The sequence below is a fragment of the Pseudomonas sp. SJZ078 genome (assembly GCF_007828255.1).
Taxonomy (GTDB): Bacteria; Pseudomonadota; Gammaproteobacteria; order Pseudomonadales; family Pseudomonadaceae; genus Aquipseudomonas.
The window spans coordinates 68,883-87,330 of the sequence record NZ_VIUG01000005.1; the positions used below are offsets into that span (position 1 = coordinate 68,883).

Annotated in this window: 17 protein-coding genes; 2 read left to right on the forward strand and 15 right to left on the reverse strand. The window is 61.2% G+C overall.

Annotated features, from left to right (window positions below; genetic code table 11):
* Positions 1–5: 5 nt before the first annotated feature.
* Positions 6–1,016, reverse strand: coding sequence for an ABC transporter substrate-binding protein (locus FBY02_RS06985; protein WP_144925143.1), 1,011 nt, complete (start codon positions 1,014–1,016; stop codon positions 6–8).
* A gap of 124 nt (positions 1,017–1,140) precedes the next feature.
* Positions 1,141–1,611, reverse strand: coding sequence for a hypothetical protein (locus FBY02_RS06990; RefSeq protein ID WP_144925146.1), 471 nt, complete (start codon positions 1,609–1,611; stop codon positions 1,141–1,143).
* A gap of 403 nt (positions 1,612–2,014) precedes the next feature.
* On the opposite strand from FBY02_RS06990, the gene FBY02_RS06995 reads away from it, so the two are divergent.
* Together FBY02_RS06995 and FBY02_RS07000 are read left to right on the forward strand one after the other, a co-directional pair.
* Positions 2,015–2,263, forward strand: a complete 249-nt coding sequence (locus FBY02_RS06995) for a hypothetical protein (protein WP_144925149.1) — start codon at positions 2,015–2,017, stop codon at positions 2,261–2,263.
* 81 nt (positions 2,264–2,344) lie between these two features.
* Positions 2,345–2,581 (forward strand): DUF2789 family protein, encoded by a 237-nt coding sequence (locus FBY02_RS07000; RefSeq protein ID WP_144925151.1) that lies wholly within the window; start codon positions 2,345–2,347, stop codon positions 2,579–2,581.
* Positions 2,582–2,788: 207 nt separating this feature from the next.
* Here FBY02_RS07000 and FBY02_RS07005 read toward each other — a convergent pair whose 3' ends face one another.
* From FBY02_RS07005 to iolC, 13 genes are all read right to left on the reverse strand, one after another.
* Positions 2,789–4,459 carry a methyl-accepting chemotaxis protein gene (locus FBY02_RS07005; RefSeq protein ID WP_371921399.1) on the reverse strand — a complete coding sequence of 557 codons (1,671 nt, stop codon included), beginning with the start codon at positions 4,457–4,459 and terminating at the stop codon, positions 2,789–2,791.
* A gap of 136 nt (positions 4,460–4,595) precedes the next feature.
* Positions 4,596–5,000 (reverse strand): TraR/DksA family transcriptional regulator, encoded by a 405-nt coding sequence (locus FBY02_RS07010; protein ID WP_024780047.1) that lies wholly within the window; start codon positions 4,998–5,000, stop codon positions 4,596–4,598.
* A 326-nt stretch (positions 5,001–5,326) separates the two neighbouring features.
* The gene (locus tag FBY02_RS07015; RefSeq protein ID WP_042731369.1) at positions 5,327–6,349 is read right to left on the reverse strand and encodes an ABC transporter permease; all 1,023 of its coding nucleotides are present in this window, start codon (positions 6,347–6,349) and stop codon (positions 5,327–5,329) included.
* Positions 6,350–6,470: 121 nt separating this feature from the next.
* On the reverse strand, positions 6,471–8,024 hold the full coding sequence (locus FBY02_RS07020) for a sugar ABC transporter ATP-binding protein (RefSeq protein ID WP_144925157.1): 1,554 nt from the start codon (positions 8,022–8,024) through the stop codon (positions 6,471–6,473).
* 63 nt (positions 8,025–8,087) lie between these two features.
* The gene (locus FBY02_RS07025) at positions 8,088–9,014 is read right to left on the reverse strand and encodes a sugar ABC transporter substrate-binding protein (RefSeq protein ID WP_144925161.1); all 927 of its coding nucleotides are present in this window, start codon (positions 9,012–9,014) and stop codon (positions 8,088–8,090) included.
* A gap of 53 nt (positions 9,015–9,067) precedes the next feature.
* A complete protein-coding gene (locus tag FBY02_RS28080) occupies positions 9,068–9,220 on the reverse strand; it encodes a hypothetical protein (RefSeq protein ID WP_178112045.1) in 153 nt (50 codons plus the stop codon).
* A 141-nt stretch (positions 9,221–9,361) separates the two neighbouring features.
* Positions 9,362–10,414 (reverse strand): Gfo/Idh/MocA family protein, encoded by a 1,053-nt coding sequence (locus FBY02_RS07030; protein ID WP_144925165.1) that lies wholly within the window; start codon positions 10,412–10,414, stop codon positions 9,362–9,364.
* Between the two features lie 138 nt (positions 10,415–10,552).
* Positions 10,553–11,563: a Gfo/Idh/MocA family protein gene (locus FBY02_RS07035; RefSeq protein WP_144925168.1), complete on the reverse strand. Its 1,011-nt coding sequence runs from the start codon at positions 11,561–11,563 to the stop codon at positions 10,553–10,555.
* A gap of 21 nt (positions 11,564–11,584) precedes the next feature.
* Positions 11,585–13,516 (reverse strand): 3D-(3,5/4)-trihydroxycyclohexane-1,2-dione acylhydrolase (decyclizing), encoded by a 1,932-nt coding sequence (gene iolD, locus FBY02_RS07040; protein ID WP_144925171.1) that lies wholly within the window; start codon positions 13,514–13,516, stop codon positions 11,585–11,587.
* A gap of 69 nt (positions 13,517–13,585) precedes the next feature.
* Entirely contained in the window at positions 13,586–14,407 is an 822-nt protein-coding gene (locus FBY02_RS07045; RefSeq protein WP_144925174.1) for a TIM barrel protein, read from the reverse strand.
* Positions 14,408–14,466: 59 nt separating this feature from the next.
* Positions 14,467–15,276, reverse strand: coding sequence for a 5-deoxy-glucuronate isomerase (gene iolB, locus FBY02_RS07050; protein WP_144925177.1), 810 nt, complete (start codon positions 15,274–15,276; stop codon positions 14,467–14,469).
* Positions 15,273–16,166, reverse strand: a complete 894-nt coding sequence (gene iolE, locus FBY02_RS07055) for a myo-inosose-2 dehydratase (RefSeq protein WP_144925181.1) — start codon at positions 16,164–16,166, stop codon at positions 15,273–15,275. Before iolE ends, iolB begins: the two co-directional genes overlap by 4 nt.
* A gap of 162 nt (positions 16,167–16,328) precedes the next feature.
* Complete coding sequence (iolC, locus tag FBY02_RS07060; RefSeq protein ID WP_144925184.1) at positions 16,329–18,266, reverse strand: 5-dehydro-2-deoxygluconokinase; 1,938 nt, start codon at positions 18,264–18,266, stop codon at positions 16,329–16,331.
* Positions 18,267–18,448: the final 182 nt, after the last annotated feature.

The following is an 18,448-nucleotide window of genomic DNA, read 5'->3' on the forward strand; positions in this document are numbered from 1 at the left end:
CGACGCTACAGACCGGCAGACACTTTTTCCGCCACCTCGCTGGGCACCCAGGCCTGCCACACCTGCGGATGGGCCTTGAGAAAGGCCTGGGCAGCCTCACGGGGCGGTGTGCGCTTTTCGCTCATTTCGGCCAGGGCCTTGTTCAAAGGATCGATGGGCAGGTCGACCTTGCTGAAGAATTCGGCGATCTCCGGATACTGTTTCTGGAACGGCGCCGAGACGCCAATCGACAGTTTAGAGGCCAGGGAACGGGTCGGCCGGGGGTTGGGATTGTCGGCGTCGGTCAGGGTTTTCCACGCTTCGGCATCGAAGGGCGGCTCTTGTAGCTGCACCAGCTTGAATCGCCCCAGCAGCGGCGTGGGTGACCAGTAGTAGAACAGGATCGGTTTGCCCCGGCGAATCGACGAGGTGATTTCCGCGTCCAGCGCCGCGCCGGAGCCGCTGCGAAAATTCACATAACTGTCGGTCAGGCCATACGCCTTGAGCTTCTGCTTGTTGACGACTTCGGATGTCCAGCCGATGGGGCTGTTGAGGAAGCGCCCCTTGTCGGGACTCTCCGGGTCCTTGAACACATGCTTGTAGCGCGCCAGGTCGCTGACGCTGCGAAGGTCCGGCGCCAGGGGCTTGATGCCTTTGGCGGGATCGCCCTTGATCACGTATTCCGGCACCCACCAGCCTTCCGTCGCGCCCTTGACCGTATCGCCCAGGGCGATCACCTTGCCCTCGGCTTCGGCCTTGACCCATACCGGGCTGCGACCGGCCCACTCCTCGCCGATGACCTGTATGTCGTTATTGGCCAGTGCGGTTTCCAGGGTGATGGTGGTGCCCGGCAAGGTGTCGGTGTTCAAGTCGTAGCCTTTTTCGACGATGATCCGCAGGATATCAGTGATCAGGCTGCCGCTTTCCCAGTTCAGGTCGGCGAAGTGGATCGGTGCCGAAGCAGCCGATGCCGGGAACGATGAAGCCAACACAGCGCAGGTGGCCCAGGCAGCCAGCCACTGTCGAACTCGTTTCATGCGATGTTCCTCATACCAGACAGCAAGAGCTGAACGGTCCTGCGTAATCGAACGCAAGCCCCTGAATAATTCAGTCAACTGACTGTAGCCGAGGTTCCAGTAAAACGGTCGCCGCGCCTGCGTATCACTCGCTGGCCTTGAACGTCACCAGTTCGCCCTTGCGCCACTTCGCAGCCTTGGCGGTGACCGCCTTGAGGGTCTTGGTCAAACCTTCTTGCAGCTGTTCGTTCGCCGCATACACGGTCACCACGCTGTGGCCTTCCTTGAACAGGATGGCCTGGCCGCCCGGGGTCGTGACGAACGCGTAATCCCCAAGGCCATAGACCGTCAGTTTGATTTCGCGAAACCTGATTTCGAACTTGCCCCCTTCGCGACTGGGCAATACCGCCGCACGAAAATGATCGCCCACCTTGAGCTCGAGCCTGGGCTTGTCATCGACCACAAGAGCCGATTCGGTGTCGATTTCGGCGACGTAGATACCTTCGGCGGTCTGCTCGGTGATGTAGACGAAACGTGACTGGAACAGTTTGACCAGTTTTGCCCGCAGGTCACCCAGTACAAATAACGCATGCGTATCGAGATTACTTACTGCCAAGGAAACATCCCCATCTTGAAAACGGCCCGCTGCGCAGAAAGAACGGACCACGAGAACCCGTGCCGACTGCAGCGTCGCAATGACCTGTAACTGAAATTCGAAGTGAACGGCGCACCCTGTCCCGGGGCGAGAGAAGACTAAAGGATTGCCACTCTCGCCGTCTTTCCCAGGAGGTCGTCAGAAGCTGAAGGAAATAGCCACTCTGAGCATCGGAAAAGGTGGGACTACTAACTTTAGGGAAAATTCTCACTTAGAAAAGCATTTTTCTGACATCGAGCCTAAAAAAAATTGCTTTAGATAGGCGCAACCGTCCGCACAGCGCAACCGATTCTAGAGCAGCCGGCGGTACGGAGACTACGAAACACTTGGCAATTCGTCGGTAAACCATAGAAAAGGAATTCACATGGGCACTTTCACAACCTTGCGCCACCCCACTACACCACCCATCGTCAATCCCCATGACGCCTTTGACGGGATTCATTACCTGCCGGTCTCGCTGGTTCAACCGCGATATCGGGTCGTACTGGCCGGCAAGTGTTTTTTCCATATTGAAGAAACCTCGACTGGACGTGTAAGAGGTTTCCGCACCGATCATAACGAAGCCTGCTACCTGGCCAGGCATCTCGAGCGAAGTGCCGGAACACAGCAATAATCGAACTCCTGACGCGCGCTTGCCTCAGATAAAGGGACGCAACCGACGCGCCATGACGGCGCATGCCCAAAGGAGAACCCCATGGAACAGCCTTCTCACGAACTCAAGACCTTGTTCGATCAACTGGGCCTGCCCTCGGACGACAAAGCCATCGACAGCTTCATCGTGGCACACCCCCTGGACCCGGAGACAAAACTGGTGGAGGCCGATTTCTGGTCGGATCAGCAAAAGGACCTGCTACGGGAATGGTTGCTCGCTGATGGCGAAGAGGCGGTGCTGGTGGATCAACTGAACGTACGCCTGCACGACGGAAAATAGCGGCTCAACAGCATGTTTTGTGGGAGCGAGCTTGCTCGCGATAGCGGTGCATCAGTCGATACTTTGCTGACTGCACCATCGCTATCGCGAGCAGGCTCGCTCCCACAGGGGATTTGTGGTGCTCCCGGAACTTGCGGCCACTGAAGGCCCCTGTGGGAGCGAGCCTGCTCGCGATCAGCGGTGAGCCTGGCCTATCCAAATGAAAGCCTAGCGCGGCTTCTCGGGTTTGTAGCCCAACCGCAACCCACCCCAGTGGCGGCCCTTGATCATGATGGGCACGGACAGGTCATGCATCAGCTCGCCTGTGTCGCGGGTATAGGTCTGCAACAGCACCGGTTGCTGGTGGCTGCCGCATCGAATCCCGGTGCGATCGGAGAACTTGCGCTTGGTACGGTTGTTCAGCGTGTCGACGGCAGGATCGCCGGTCAACGGCTGGCTGAAGACTTTGTTGTGGGTCGGCACATACCCTTGCTGGGTACAGGCAATCGCAAACACCAGGCCTTCATGCCGGGCGAGCAAAGGCTCCTGGATGGCCGGCAGGACCTGGTCGGTATAACGGTCGAAGCGGGTCTGGAACTTGGCGGGATGGGTATTGGGAATGGCCTGGTAGTTACGATCGAACAGATCCTCCAGGCTGACACGCCCTTGATCGATATCCGCCTCGAATTGCGCGGCGATCTGGCTCGCGCCTTCACGCGCCAGGTCGTAGACCCGCTGGTGATAATCGTCGAGCCCCACCTCCGCCAGGCGCTCGCTGATGGTTTCGGCCTGGCCTTCCATCTGCACAGCCGCTTCGGCCAGGCGCTGGGTCTGCTGGTCGCTGATGGACAGGTCACTGCGCATCTGCTCGATGGCGTGGAACAGGCTGTCGAGTTGTTCACGGTTGGTGTCGGTGCCCTGGGCGATGGCGCTGACCTGGGTTTCGACACCGGCGGCGAGCCGGGCAATGTTCTCCAGGTGCTGGCCCGTGTGCTCGACCTGCTGCACACCGCTGTCCAGATCGGCGGCCAGTTGGCGGATCTGCTCGACCACCTGGGCAGTGCGCTGCTGGATATCCGCCACCATGACGCCGACCTCGCCAGTCGCCGCCGCCGTGCGGCCCGCCAGGCCACGGACTTCGTCGGCAACCACGGCGAAGCCCCGACCATGCTCCCCGGCCCGAGCCGCCTCAATGGCCGCATTCAGCGCCAGCAGGTTGGTCTGGCTGGCAATCGACTGAATCACCAGGCTGACCCGCTGGATCTCGTCGCTGCGCACGCTCAAGGCCTCGATCAGCTCGCGGCTGTCGTTGGCCCGTTGGCTGAGTTGGTGCATGCGACTGATGGACTCCACCAGTTCGCTGCGCCCGGCAACGCTGCTGCGATGGGCTTCGCTGGCAGCGCCCAGGGCCTGCTGGCTGAGTTGGGAAGTGGCCTGTTCGGTGGCAATCATCGATTCGGCACTGCTGACGATCTGCGCCGCCGCATCGAGCTGCGACTGGACCTTGCCGGCCAGCTGCCTGACCGAATAGGCGACGCCGGCGGCCGACAACGCGTTATGACTGGTGGTGTAGGACAGGTCACGGGTCAGCTCGGCCAATGAGCCGGTATTCGACGAAGGCTGGGGCGCGATGACCAGGCGCGAGCGCAAGCGCGGCAACCAGACAATCAGCATCGCCAGGGGCAGGCCCAGGTACAACGACCAACCTCCCAGCACCATGCCGCACAGCAGCAAGGTCAGGGCAAGGCTCTGCAAGGTCGGCGTCAGCCAGCGCGCCGTGCTTTTCGTAGCCGATACCGAGGCAGGCACCGCCGCCAGAGATCCGTCTGTCGCCATGTTCGTCACCACACTTCTCGTTGTTATGCCCGCATTAAACGCCACTACGGAGCCATTATCCATGGTCCATTAGTCGCGTTCTTGCAGCAGATCAATGCAGGTGTGTGATTTTCGAGGAACGCTACATGGCCTGGCGGGAGCAAGCGCCCTCGCCCCAAGGTCTGTGCAGCCTTCGGTAGCTCGAATGGCAGGTAGTGGATCAGGCCTGACGCTGGTGCTTGTCGATCTGCTCGTGACGTTCCTGGGCTTCGATGCAGTACTTGGTGGTCGGGCTGATCAGCAGACGCTTGAGGCCGATCGGCTCGCCGCTGTCGTCGCACCAGCCGAAGCTTTCGTCGTTGATGCGATCCAAAGCCTGCTCCAGCTGGGGCAGCATGCGCTGGTCACGATCGATGGCGTTGACCAGCCAGGTGCGCTCTTCTTCTACGGAAGCAGCGTCGGCCGGGTCAGCCGGGGAATCCAGGCTTTCAATGGCGATTCGGTTCTGTTCGATGCGCTCGTGGGTTTCGACTTTCATGTTCTGCAACAGCTTGGTGAAGAAAGCCAGTTGCTCGGCGTTCATGTAGTCATCCGCCGGCATGGCCAGCAACTTTTCCTTTGTCATTGATATCTCTATAAAAAAACGTGCATTAAGGCGAATTATGGAGCGTCCCGCAGCGCAGCTGCCACGCTCGTCAGGAAGGCGCCGTCTATTCCAAGCGCCACCCGGCACTCAATTTACGAGGGGCGGCAGTCTAAGGCCGAGTCGAGGCCTCAGCAACCGAAAACATGGGAAAATGTCCGACAACCCCTTCAAATGTTCTCTGACAGGCTTTTAGCGATCATCGGAGTGCGTTTATAACAAGAAATTCGCTGTAATGGCTGTATTAAGAAGACAAATGGCAACGCCACGCGGGTCAGGCGTGGCGCTTTGTCGCAACTGGGCGGTCGTTAACGCTTGAGTTTGCGCTTGTTGCGATATTGGTCGATGACCACCGCTACCACAATGATCAGCCCCTTGATGATGTCCTGGATATAGGCATCGACACCCACGAATGTAAAGCCGCTGGCCATGACGCCGAGGATCAGCGCGCCGATCACCGTCCCGGTGATGCGCCCCACTCCACCGGCCAGGCTGGTACCGCCGATCACGGCCGCGGCGATCGCATCCAGCTCATAGGACATGCCCATGCCGGCCTGCCCGGTCGCGGCCCGCGCCGAAGCCACCACCCCGGCGAGACCGGCCAATAGCCCGGCGATGCTGTAGACGATGACCAGGTGCCGCTTGACGTTGATCCCCGAGGTACGCGCCGCCTGCATGTTGCCGCCGATGGCGTAAGTATATTTGCCGTACTTGGTGTAGCGCAGGGCAATATGGAAAATCACCGCCACCACCAGGAAGATGATCACCGGCATGGCGCCATGACCGATGGCAGTGTAGGAATCCGACAACATGCTCACCGGCTGGCCTTCGGTGTAGTAACGCGCCAGGCCGCGGGCCGATACCATCATGCCGAGCGTGGCAATAAAGGGCGGGATGCCAGTGATGGCGATAATGCTGCCGTTGATCGCCCCGGCCAGCAGCCCCACGCCCAACCCTGCCACCACCGGTATCCATGCCGGTAGATCGGTGAGGGACGGAAACACGGCACGGGCAAAATCCGAGGTCTGGGCCAGGCTGGCGGCGATCATGGCCGACAACGCCAGCACGGAACCGGACGACAGGTCGATGCCGGTGGTGATGATGACCTGGGTCACTCCGATGGCCAGCAGGCCGATGATCGACACTTGCAGGATCATCAGTACCAGGCGCTGGGAGTTCATCAGGAAACTCTGGTCGCGCATGATCCAGCCGAACAATTCGAACACCAGGCCAATGCCAATCAGCACCAGGAAGATACTCAGCTCTGTCGGTAACCGCCGGCGCGTCCTGGCCGGTGCGGCCGCGGGTTTGTTTTCCAGTATCGCGTTCATTGCCATCCACCTTTTTTGTTCGTTGGCGAGGGGATGTTCCCTGCCGGGCGGTGTAGTACGGCCCGGCGGGAGCAAGCTCCCTCGCCACCATGTTGCTCGACGTTATTGATGTGTGCGGGTGTCAGGCCAGGCCGGAGGCCAATTGCATGACCCGCTCCTGGGTCGCTTCGCTACGGTCGAGGGTGCCCATCAGGTCGCCTTCGTGCATCACCAGGACCCGGTCGCTCATGCCCAACACTTCCGGCAGCTCGGAGGAAATCATGATGACTGCCATACCCTCACTGGCGAGGTAGGCAATGAGCCGATAGATCTCGGCCTTGGCGCCAACATCGATGCCACGGGTCGGCTCGTCGAGAATCAGGATCCGCGGATTGGTCATCAGCCAGCGGGCCAGCAGCGCCTTCTGTTGATTGCCGCCGGACAGGGTGTCGATGCACTGCTCCAGGGACGGGGTCTTGACCCGCAGCTTCTTGCACATGTCTTCACACAAGGCGCGCAAGGCTTTCTGCTGGATGAATCCGTTGCCGACATAATGGGGCAACACGGCCATCTCCATGTTTTCCAGCACCGACAGGCACGGGAACAGCCCACTGAGCTTGCGATCCTCGGTCAGCAAGGCGAAGCCCTTCTCGATGGCCATGTGTGGGTCGCTGATGCGCACCGGTTGGCCGTCCAGCAGAATCTCGCCACCGGTACTGGGCGTGACGCCGAAGATCGCTTCAGCCACGTTGGTCCGTCCCGAGCCCATCAGCCCGGCGATGCCGAGGATCTCCCCGGCGTGCAGGTCGAAGGAAACCTCCTTGAAGACGCCGTCCAGGCTCAGGTCGCGTACCGACAACACCAACTCGCCAATGGGTTTTTCCCGTTCCGGGAACAGCTGGCTCAATTCCCGTCCGACCATCATCGAGATCAGACTGTCGCCGTCCATGCTGTCGGCCCGTTGCAAGCCGATGTAGCGGCCATCGCGAAACACCGCCACTTCATCGGCGATGGCAAACACTTCATTCATTTTATGGGTGATGTAGATGATGCCCTTACCCTGAGCCTTGAGGTCGGCAATGATCGAGAACAGGTGGGCGACTTCCGTTTCAGTGATGGCTGAGGTTGGTTCGTCCATGATCAGAATGTCGGAGTCATAGGACACCGCCTTGGCGATCTCCACCATCTGTCGCTCGGCAATACTCAGGTTGCCCACCTGCTCCTCGGGGTCGAGGTTGATCCGCAAGCGCTCCAGCAGCCTGGCGGTGCAACGGTGCATCGCCCCATGGTCGACCATGTGCAGGCCATTGAGCTGCTCGCGGCCGATCCAGATGTTTTCGGCGATGCTCATGTGGGGCATCAGATTCAGTTCCTGATGGATCATCGCGATGCCGGACTGCAACGCCGCCAGGGGCGTGTCGAATGTGACCGGCTTGCCCCGCAGGCGCAGCTCACCGGCGTCGGGCGGGTAGATGCCGGCAATGATTTTCATCAAGGTGGATTTGCCTGCGCCGTTTTCCCCCATCAGCGCCAGCACCGAACCGGGGCGTACCCGCAGCTCTACATCAGACAGGGCCACCACGCCGGGAAAACCTTTGCTGACGTTGACGACTTCCAGTAGATAGGGCTCGTCAGGTAGTGCGTCCGGCTGGGGAATCATCGCCGGGGCGCTCGATGCAATCGCTGAAGCGAACATGATCAGGTACTCCCTCGGCAAGGTCGGCGCGGCGACCCTGCCTGCTGGTTATGGGGTGGGACGTCACTTGAACTGATTGACGTTTTCCGGGGTGATCAGGCGATACGGCACCCAGACGGCTTGCTCGACCGGCTGTTTCTTGACCATTTTCACCGCCGTATCGATCGAGCCATCGGCCTGGCCCTTGGCGTCCTGGAACACCGAAACCGTCATATCGCCCTTCTTGATCGCTTCCAAGCCGTCCGGTGTACCATCGACACCGGCAATCAGTACTTGGCCCTTCCCTTTGTTCACATTCTTCAGGGCCATGGCAGCCCCAATGGCCATCTCGTCGTTGTTGGCCACCACGGCCTGGAAGTCGGTGCCCTGGGTCAGCCAGTCGCCGACCACATTCATACCCTTGTCCCTCAGCCAAGTGGCAGTCTGCCGCTCCTTGATCTTGATGTTCGGGTATTTCTTCAACACGTCCTCGACGCCCAGGGTACGGTTGGTGGTGGAGTTGTTGGCCAGGTCGCCCAGCAGGATCACGATGTCGCCCTTGCCGCCCATTTTGTCGGCCAGATACTGCATCTGCATGCGCCCCGCTTCCAGGTCATCGGAGGCCACGGTGACCACGCCTGCCGGCAGTTTCAGTTCATCAGGACGGCGGTTGACGTAGACCAGCGGAATCCCGGCGGCCACGGCGGCCTTGGTGATACGCGCGGTGGCAGCGGTGTCGACGGGGTTGACGATGATCGCATCGACCTTCTGGCTGATGAAACTTTCCACCTGACTCAATTGCTTGACCACATCACTGCGTGCGTCTTCGAACTGCAGGGTGACGCCGTCCGGCATGGACTTGGCTTTCTTGTCCATGGACTCACGCAGGTAAGTCAGCCAGGTGTCGTCGAACTGCGACATGCTGACCCCAATCTTCAGGTCCGCCAGGGCAGCGCCGCTGGTGAGCATCAACGACAGGGCCAACGAGGCGATACGGGTCTTGGTCTTCATGAACGGTCTTTCTCCACATTCTTGTTGGTTTTATGGATAAGGCGTGTCGGAACTCAGGAACGGGGCAAACGCACGATGGGCGCGCCGGGCATGCAACACACCACGGCACCGCTGCGCTGGATGCACAGGGATTCGAACAGGGGAAGGACTGCGGACAAGCGCAGCAGGTGTGGCAGGTGAAACGCAGAGCGGCTGAAGGTTTTCATCGACGGTACCTGGCTGTGTTTCTTGTTTTTGTTGAGTTCGCTGCTTGTTTAAAAAACCGTTGCACGAGCGGGAACTGGATGTCGGTAACCTGGAAAAGACTTTATTGGAAAATATTTTCCACATCAACAGATTTTAGAATTTTATTCGTTTTTTGTTCCATGGCCGATGGGCGTGGCCAACACCACGACTTCATGGCGTTCCGCGCTCTGCCGGGCAACGTCCAGCAAACGGGTAGTCGCCAGTGCATCACGGGGCAGGACTGGCAGCGGGCCAGCTCCCTGCAAAGCGGTTTGCAGGCGCTGATAGAATTCGATCCAACAACCGCGCTCCGATGTCACCCGCTCGCGCTCGGTGCCGTGCTCGAACCAGCCCCAGCGTCGATGTTCTTCGGTTCCCCAGCGTTCGCCCTCGGTCGCCGGACTCAACCCGGCCAAGGCCTGGGCCTCCTGCCCGTCCAATCCCTCGACGGTGTAGCAGCCCTGGGAACCACTGACCCGGAACCGTGGGCGCGGCGCGTTCTGCAGGCAATTGCCACTCAAGTGCGACACCACGCCGTTGACATGGCTCAGGGACATGAAGAAGCCATTGTCGAAAACCTGGCCTGGCTGTCGGTAGTCCAGCTCGGCGTACACCCGCACCACCGGCCCGAACAGCTGCAACGCCTGATCCACCAGATGACTGCCCAGGTCACGCAGGAATCCGCCACCGCTGCTTTTGCCGACGGACGTCGGTGAATAACGCTCGACGCTGGATTCGAACCGCAGGACCTGTCCCAGGACACCGGACGCCAATAATTTGCGCACGGTCAGAAAGTCCGAGTCCCAGCGCCGGTTCTGGTACACGCAGAGCGGCACGTTGTGACGTTCGGCTGCCAGCACCATCGCCTCGGCCTGCTTGGCATCAGCGGCAAAGGGTTTATCGCTGACCACCGCCACGCCCCGCTCGATGGCCTCCATCACCAGCGCCGGACGACCGTCCAGAGGCGTGGAAACCACCACCGCGTCGATGCCAGCCGCCACCAATTGCTCCAGTGTGTCGAAAGCCTGGACATCGGGGTGTTCGGTCGCCAGTTGCTGGCGACGCTCGGCGGACCGGGTCACCACACCGACGAACGTCGCCCCGGGCAAACTGCTGATCAGCGGCGCATGAAAGAAGCGTCCACCCTTGCCGTAGCCCACCAGTCCGATTCGCATGGCAACTCCTTATTAAATCACTGAATCAACGCCCCCCCTGTGGGAGCGGGCTTGCTCGCGAAGGCGGTGGATCAATCGGCATCAATGTTGAATGTCAGGCCGCTTTCGCGAGCAAGCCCGCTCCCACAGAGATTGGGGTCAGCCGTAGAACCGCGGGCGCTCAGGCAGTTCCACCTTGACGATCTGCCCACTGCCCTGCGCCTCGATACAGGCATCCGCCGCTACCGCCGCGGCGAAGCCATCCCACGCCGAAGGGCCGTCCACCTGGCCGGCGCGAACGCCGTCGATAAAGGCCTGCAACTCGACGTCATAAGCGGCGATGAAGCGATCCTTCCAGTCCATCAGGATGGCATTGGACAGCTTGGCGCCGCTGCGCAGCTGCACCTGAGACGGTTCCGGCAACTTGGCGATGCCGGTCTCTCCCACCACTTCGCACTGAATGTCATAGCCGTACTGGCAATTGACGAACACTTCCACGTCGATGCGCGTGCCCTTGGCGGTTTCCAGCAGGACGATCTGTGGATCACGCAGGTGGGCCAGGGCCTTGCTGGTCTTGCGCGGAAATACCACTTGCACCGACACGTAGTCGTCGGCCAGCAGCCAGCGCAGCACATCCAACTCATGGATCAGGGTGTCGGTGATCGCCATGTCGGTCTTGTAGTTTTCACCCACGCGGGGGTTGCGGTGGGCGCAATGCAGCATCAGGGGTTCGCCGATCTGGCCGCTGTCGATCACCGCCTTGAGCGCCCGATAGCCTTCATCGTACGGGCGCATGAAACCGACCTGCACCAGTCGCTTGCCATGGGCCACCTCGGCCTCGACGATCCGGCGGCAACCTTCAGCCGTGACAGCCAGGGGCTTTTCACAGAACACCGGTTTTCCGGCGGCGATCGCCGCCAGCACGAATTCCTCATGACTCGGCCCCCAGGAGGTGACGAGGATCGCCTCGACTTCCGGGGCCTTGATCAGCGCGTGCCCATCGGGATAGACCTCGGCGGTCAGTTTCAGGTCGGCCACCACTTTCGCCGCCTGGGCCAGGTTGATGTCGGTCACTGCCACCACCTGGCTGTTGAGCAAGGTCTGGCTGCAACGACGGATATGGTCCTGGCCGATGGCCCCGGTGCCGATGACGCCCAGTTTCAAAGACATTTGGAACTCCTTGTTGTGTGATCAGTACTGACGGGCCTGGGCCAGTCGTTCATTGAGGGCCTTGGCGACGACATTGGTCCGGGCGCTGGTGGAGACTTGCGCCACACCGACCCGCCACCAGGACAGGTAGCCGTGAATCATGGTCTTGGGCAGGACCTTGATGTCGATCAGAGTCGAGACCGTTTGCCGCCGTGCGTCGGCCAGGGCCGCGTGCAGTTCGTCGAGGGTCTTCACCTTGTAGGTCTTGCAGCCGTAGGCCGCCGCACTCATGGCGAAATCCACCGGCACGAAAGCGCCGTCGAGCTTGCCGGTGTCCGGGTTGCGGAAACGAAACTCGGTGCCGAAGCTGTCCATCCCGTTCCCCATCTGTAAATTGTTGATGCAACCGAAGGCCATGTTGTCCAGCAACACCACATTGATCTTGCGCCGCTCCTGGATCGAGGTCGCCAGCTCCGAATGCAGCATCATGTAGGAGCCGTCACCCACCAGGGCATACACCTCTTTATCAGGCTCGGCGAGCTTCACCCCCAGTGCCGCATTCACTTCGTATCCCATGCAGGAATAGCCGTACTCGAGGTGGTAGGTGTTCACGCCCTTGCAACGCCAACTGCGCTGCAAGTCACCGGGCAGGCTGCCGGCGGCGGCGACGATGATCGCATCATCCGCCAGGGTTTCGTTGAGGGTGCCCAATACCCGGCTCTGGGTCAGGCAGGAGCCGGTGAGCTCGATGAATTCGCGAAACACCGCCGGGTCCATGCCGTCGTTGATTTCCGGGATGAAATCCTCGGCCTGGTAATCGGCCTGGTAGACCCGGTCCACCTCGGCCTCCAGTTGCCCCTTGGCGGCGGCGATCCGCCCGCCCCATCCGGCACGGTAATCCCCCATGGCGGCGGACAGCGCTTCCAGCCCCACACGAGCATCGGCCAACAACTGCACGCCGTCGAGTTTCAGCGCATCGCATGGGCTGATATTGAGGTTGAGGAACTGCACATCCGGATGCTGGAACAGCCATTTGGAGCCGGTGGTGAAATCGCTATAGCGAGTACCGATGCCGATGATCAGGTCCGCTTCCTTGGCCAGCAGGTTCGCCGCCAGGCAACCGGTTTCGCCGACACCGCCGACGTTCAGCGGATGGCTGGACACCACCGCGCTCTTGCCGGCCTGGGTCTCGGCAAAGGGAATATCGAAGCGTTCGGCAAAGGCCTGCAATGCGGCGTTGGCGCCGGCGTACTTCACCCCGCCGCCACAGATGATCAATGGCCGGCCCTTGCCCTTGAGCAGGGCCAGGGCATCGTCGAGCATCGCCGCAGTGGCCGGACGGCGGTCGATGCGATGCACGCGCCTGGCCAGGAAATAGTCCGGGTAGTCATAGGCTTCGCCTTGCACATCCTGGGGCAACGCCAGGGTGACCGCGCCGGTTTCGGCCGGATCGGTGAGCACACGCATGGCCTGAATCGCGGCGCTCATCAATTGCTCGGGACGGTTGATCCGGTCCCAGTATTTGCTCACCGCCTTGAACGCATCGTTGGTGCTGATGCTCAGGTCGTGGAACTGCTCGATCTGTTGCAGCACCGGGTCCGGTTGACGACTGGCGTAGACATCGCCGGGCAACAGCAGCAGCGGAATGCGATTGGCCGTCGCGGTGGCCGCCGCAGTCACCATGTTCGCCGCACCAGGGCCGACCGATGAGGTACAGGCGTAGATCTTCCGGCGCAGGTGCTGCTTGGCGAAACCGATGGCGGCGTGGGCCATGCCCTGTTCGTTGCGGCCCTGATGGACCACCAGGTCGCCGCTGTCCTGCTCCAGCGCCTGGCCCAGGCCCAGCACGTTGCCGTGACCGAAAATGGTAAAGACCCCGGCAACGAACTTGCTCTGGACACCGTCGACCTCGACGTACTGGTTATCGAGGAATTTCACCAGGGCCTGGGCCATGGTCAGTCGTGTTGTGGACATGCTTGCACCTTTTCAAACGCAACTCGGTTCAAGTGTGGGAGCGGGATCTTCATCAGGTCGATGCCGGTATCAGACCTGTGAATCCTGCAAATGGCTCATGCTCGCGCCCAACGCCTGGCGGATGTCGGCCAGTTCATGAACGCTCTCGGCGAACGGTTCGAAGGACAAGTAACCTTCATAGCCACCGGCCCGCAGCGCTTCGATCTGTGCGGCGTTGCCGAGGATGTCGGCCTTGCCCACCAACACCCGGTGGCCGTCGCGGATCGTCGCCAACGGCGCCTGGGCATCTTCCACGCCGGAGATGTGCACCAGCCCGGTGAGTTCGGGGAAGAACACCTGCTCACCCGCCAGATGGTGATGAAAGGTATCGTGCACCAGGCGGAACACATCCAGCCCGCCGATGGCCTTGATCGCTTCTACCGCCGTCTCCTTGCGGCGCAACGAGCACTCCTCGAACCCCAGGGGCTCGATGAAGCCGTAGATGCCAAAGGCCCTCAGGATCGGCGCCAGTTCGCTGAGCGCCGTACGCAGCCCCGCCGCGCGCTCGGCCTCGCTGCGTGGGTCGGCACGCTCGTTGAGCGGGCACATGACCAGGCCTTCGGCACCACATTCGCGGGCATAGTCGGCCAACCTCAAGGCCTGGGCGCGGCGCTCTTCGTTCCACACGTCGAAGGGATAGAGGGCGTTGATCGACAACACCTTGATGCCCCTCTCTTCGCACAACTCGCGCACGCTGGCCGGCGCCATGCCGTTCTCGATCTCGACGCCTTTGAGATCGTTGCGGATCTCGATGGCATCGGTCTTCAAGGCCAGGGCCAGATCGATGAATTCGGGCAACGACAGGCGCGGGGCAACCATTCGGTTCAAGGCAAAACGCAGGGGTTTATTCATCTTGTTATCCCTCCAGTGTCCATACGAAACGGCGTGGGTGAGCGGGCAGCAAACGGTGTTCAGAGATCCAGCAACCAACTGTGCTGCGGGTCGTTATGGAACTGCCAGACCCGCTTCGGGCCGGCCATGACGTTCAAGTAGTACGACTCGTACCCGTAAGGCACGCTGACCGGGTGGTAGCCCTTGGGCACCACCACCAGGTCGCCGTTTTCCACGGCCATGGCCTGGTCGATGCTGCGGTCGTCGGTGTAGACCCGCTGGAATACGAAGCCCTGGGACGGATTGATCTGGTGATAGTAGGTTTCTTCCAGGAAACTCTGGTGCGGCAGGTCGTCGGTGTCGTGCTTGTGGGGTGGATAGCTCGACGAATGCCCCGACGGCGTGCGCACTTCCACCACCAGTAGCGAGTGGGCCGGTTCGCTGTCCGGCAGGATGTCGCAGATATACCGGGTATTCGCGCCCTTGCCACGCACGCTGCGCTTCATGCTGTCGGGGCGGATCAGCCGTGGGCCGTAATCGTTCTGGCTGGAACCCGGCGCGGCACAGACGGCGACCTGAACGTCGCTCAAGGCGATCACCTGGGCCTGGCTGCCGGGCGGCAGGTAGGCGGCGTAGGGCGATTTATCCTCGAACACCGACTGGCGATCGCCAAGGTTGTCCCAGGCGAAACTGCCCTGCCCCGGCGCTTCGCCCTTGAGACTGATGCGACCACTGAGCAGCACCAGGCACAACTCCTTGTCGCCGGCGGCCACCGGCAGGGTTTCGCCGAGGCTCAGGCGGTAGGCGGCGAACGCGACGTACTCCAACTCGCCCTCGGGCAGTTGGACCATGGTCCGGCCAGCGGGCTGGTTCTTGATCAACAGACTCATGAGGAACTCCTTTCCAGCAACAAGGTGCGCAAAGTGTCGTAGCCCTTCTTGGCGTAGGCATAACTCGGCGCCACGGCCGGGTCCTGTTCGGCTTCCACCACCAACCACCCCTGGTAATCGGCGGCCAGCAGGACATCCAGCAACGCGGCGAAATCAATGTCGCCGTCCCCCGGCACGGTGAAGGTGCCGTTGACGATGCAGTCCGGAAAGCTCCAGAGATGGTTGCGCGCCAGTTGCACCACCGGCTTGCGCACATCCTTGAAGTGCACATGACAGACCCGCTCGATGTGCTTGCGCAACACCTGCAGCGGCTCGCCACCGCCCATGTAGCAGTGACCCGAGTCGAACAGCAGACCAACCTCGCTGCCGGTCAGGGCCATCAGCTTGTCGATGTCCGAGGGGGACTCGACATAGGCGCCCATGTGGTGGTGATACGCCAGGCGCACGCCTTGGGACAAGGTGAAGCGGGCCAGTTCGGTGAGCTTGTCGGCATAGGCCTGCCAGGCGTCGTCGGTGTGAAAACGCGGCCGCTCGATCAGGGGAATGCGCTGGCCTTGGATAGAATCGGCGACTTCGCCATAGACCAGCACCGTGGCGCCGTTTTGCGCCAGCAACTGCACATGGGCGGCAATCGCGTCGATTTCCTCGGCCGCCGAACGTCGGGCCAGGCGGCTGGAGTACCAACCGGACACCAGCGCCAGGTCATAGGGACGCAGCACATCACCGACGCCCTTGGCGTCCCTGGGAAACTTGCCGTTGAGCTCGAACCCCTCGTAGCCGATGGCCTTGCCTTCGCTCAGCGCAGTGCTCAACGGCGTCTCACCGCCCAGGGATGGCAAGTCGTCGTTGCTCCAGGAGATCGGGTTGATGCCAATTCGAATAGCGGGCATGGCTGCACCTTTTATTGTTTTACATAGCAATTGAAAGCTGCGGAGGACCTTGGTGGGAGCGAGCCTGCTCGCGATAGCGGTTTGTCAGGCAACTGATTATTAACGGTTAGTCCGCTATCGCGAGCAGGCTCGCTCCCACACTAGGTTCAGTGTTCGCACTATTCAGCTTCGGGCAGCACGCCATGCCTCGATCAACTCCACAAACGTGCCCTGCACCTGCCCGATCAGCGTTTCATCATCGATTTCCCCCGCCAGCCAGGCCCGGCTCGGCTCTTGGAAAATCGTGCGGCCCACGGCAAATCCCCGGCAGGTCGTGCTCTGGCTGGCCTGGCGAAACCCCTCGGCCAAAGCGGCAGCCGGGGCGTTGAGCCCCAGAAGCACGACCCCACGACAGTACGGGTCGCGCTGCTGGATCAGCTCGTCGAGCTGTTTCCACTCCTGCGCTGTCTGGGCTTCGATCTTCCACCACGCCGGGTAGATGCCCAGGTTGTAGAGGCGTTTGAGCGCGCGGTACAGCACATCAGGATGGGGCGACGGATGATCCTTCGGCGGAATGACCTCCAGCAGCAATTCATGGCCGCTGACCTGTGAGGCCTTGTAGAGTCCCATCAGTTGGGCCTCCTGCTCCAGGCGCAGCAGCGGTTCGTCGTCGGGGTGGAACTGCACCAGGCACTTGATGATTTGTTCGCTGGGCCAGGCGATCAGGTTGCTGCCGATGGAACGCCCGTGTTCGAACGCCAGCGGACGCGAGCCTTGCACCTCCACCGGGCGGGCAACCCACCAGCCGCGCCCGGTGGCGGCGTTCAACGAGTCCTGGCCGAAGCGTTGATCGGCCAGCAAGCCGACATCGGCCTCGACGCCCTGGCGCTGCAGGTCGGCTTCGACCCGTTCCACCGCCTGGATGAACAGTTGCTTGAGGGCAGCAATGCTACTCAAGTCTCGATCACTCTTTTGCGCCAGTTCCACCAGTTGCCACCGATGGTCGAAGGCAAAGATGAACAGTTGCTTCCAGGCCTTGCGCGGCACGCTGACCTGATGCAACCGCTGCAACGCGAGGTCCTGGTCCGGCCGGGTGATCGGCACCGGGCTGTCGAACAAGTAGTCGAGTTCAGCCCGGGTCGGCATCGCCGGCGCACAGCCGTGACGCGACACCACCAGGCCACCGCAGGCATTGGCGAGCTGGCAGCAGCGTTCATCGCTGGCGTCCTCCAGCCAGCCGGCGAGGAAGCCCGACATGAAGGCATCGCCGGCACCCAGTACATTCAGTACCTCAACGCGGACACCCGGATAAATGGCACCGTCCTCGAGTCGGGCCGGGATGGCGCCGTGTATCACCGTGCAACCCTGCGGGCCGAGCTTGACCACCAGGGTGGCCGCCGTCAGCGAACGGACAGTACGCAGTGCCGTCAGCAGGTCTTCGCTGCCGCCGGCAATCAGGAATTCTTCTTCGGTGCCGACGATCAGGTCGAAACGCGGCAGGATGCCTTGCACATGCTGGCTGACTTTCTGGTCGGCGACGAAACGGGTTTCCCCGTCGGCCTTGCCCGTCACGCCCCAGAGCACCGGCCGGTAGTCGATGTCCAGTATGCGTTTGACGTTGTGCCTGTCGGCATGATCCAGCGCCTGGAGGCTGGCGTTGTAGACGCCTTCAGCAGAGAAATGAGTGCCGGTGATCAGCAGCGCCTTGCTCGAAGCGATGAAGGCCTCGTCGATGTCTTCGGCGCGCAGCGCCATGTCGGCGCAGTTGTCCCGATAGAACACCAAGGGAAAGGTTTCCCGATCCTTGATGCCCAGCAAGACCAGGGCGGTCAGGCGCTCGGGGTCAACCTTGATGCCGCTGACATCGCAGCCTTCGCGGGCCAGGGATTCCACCAGGAAACGGCCCATGTGGTCGTCCCCTACCCGGCTCAGCATCGCCGACCTGAGCCCAAGTCGCGCGGTACCGAAAGCGATGTTGGCCGATGAGCCGCCCAGGTATTTGGCGAAGCTCGACACATCTTCCAGCCGTGCCCCGACTTGTTGCGCATACAGGTCCACGCCCAGGCGTCCCAGGCAGATCACATCCAATTGACGCCCACTGGCAAAACGAGTCTGGCCCATGCTGGCTCCTGTTATTTTTATCAGCCTGCGTTCGCTGCCGGACCGGCGCCAACGCTCTTGGTGGGTGCAGACTAAAACGAGCGAGGAGCAACAATCAATAATTTTTCTATAAATTTTTTATGTGGAATATATTTTCCAATAAACTGCAAATCAGCTGTGTCAGACACGGTGCGTTCGGTTCA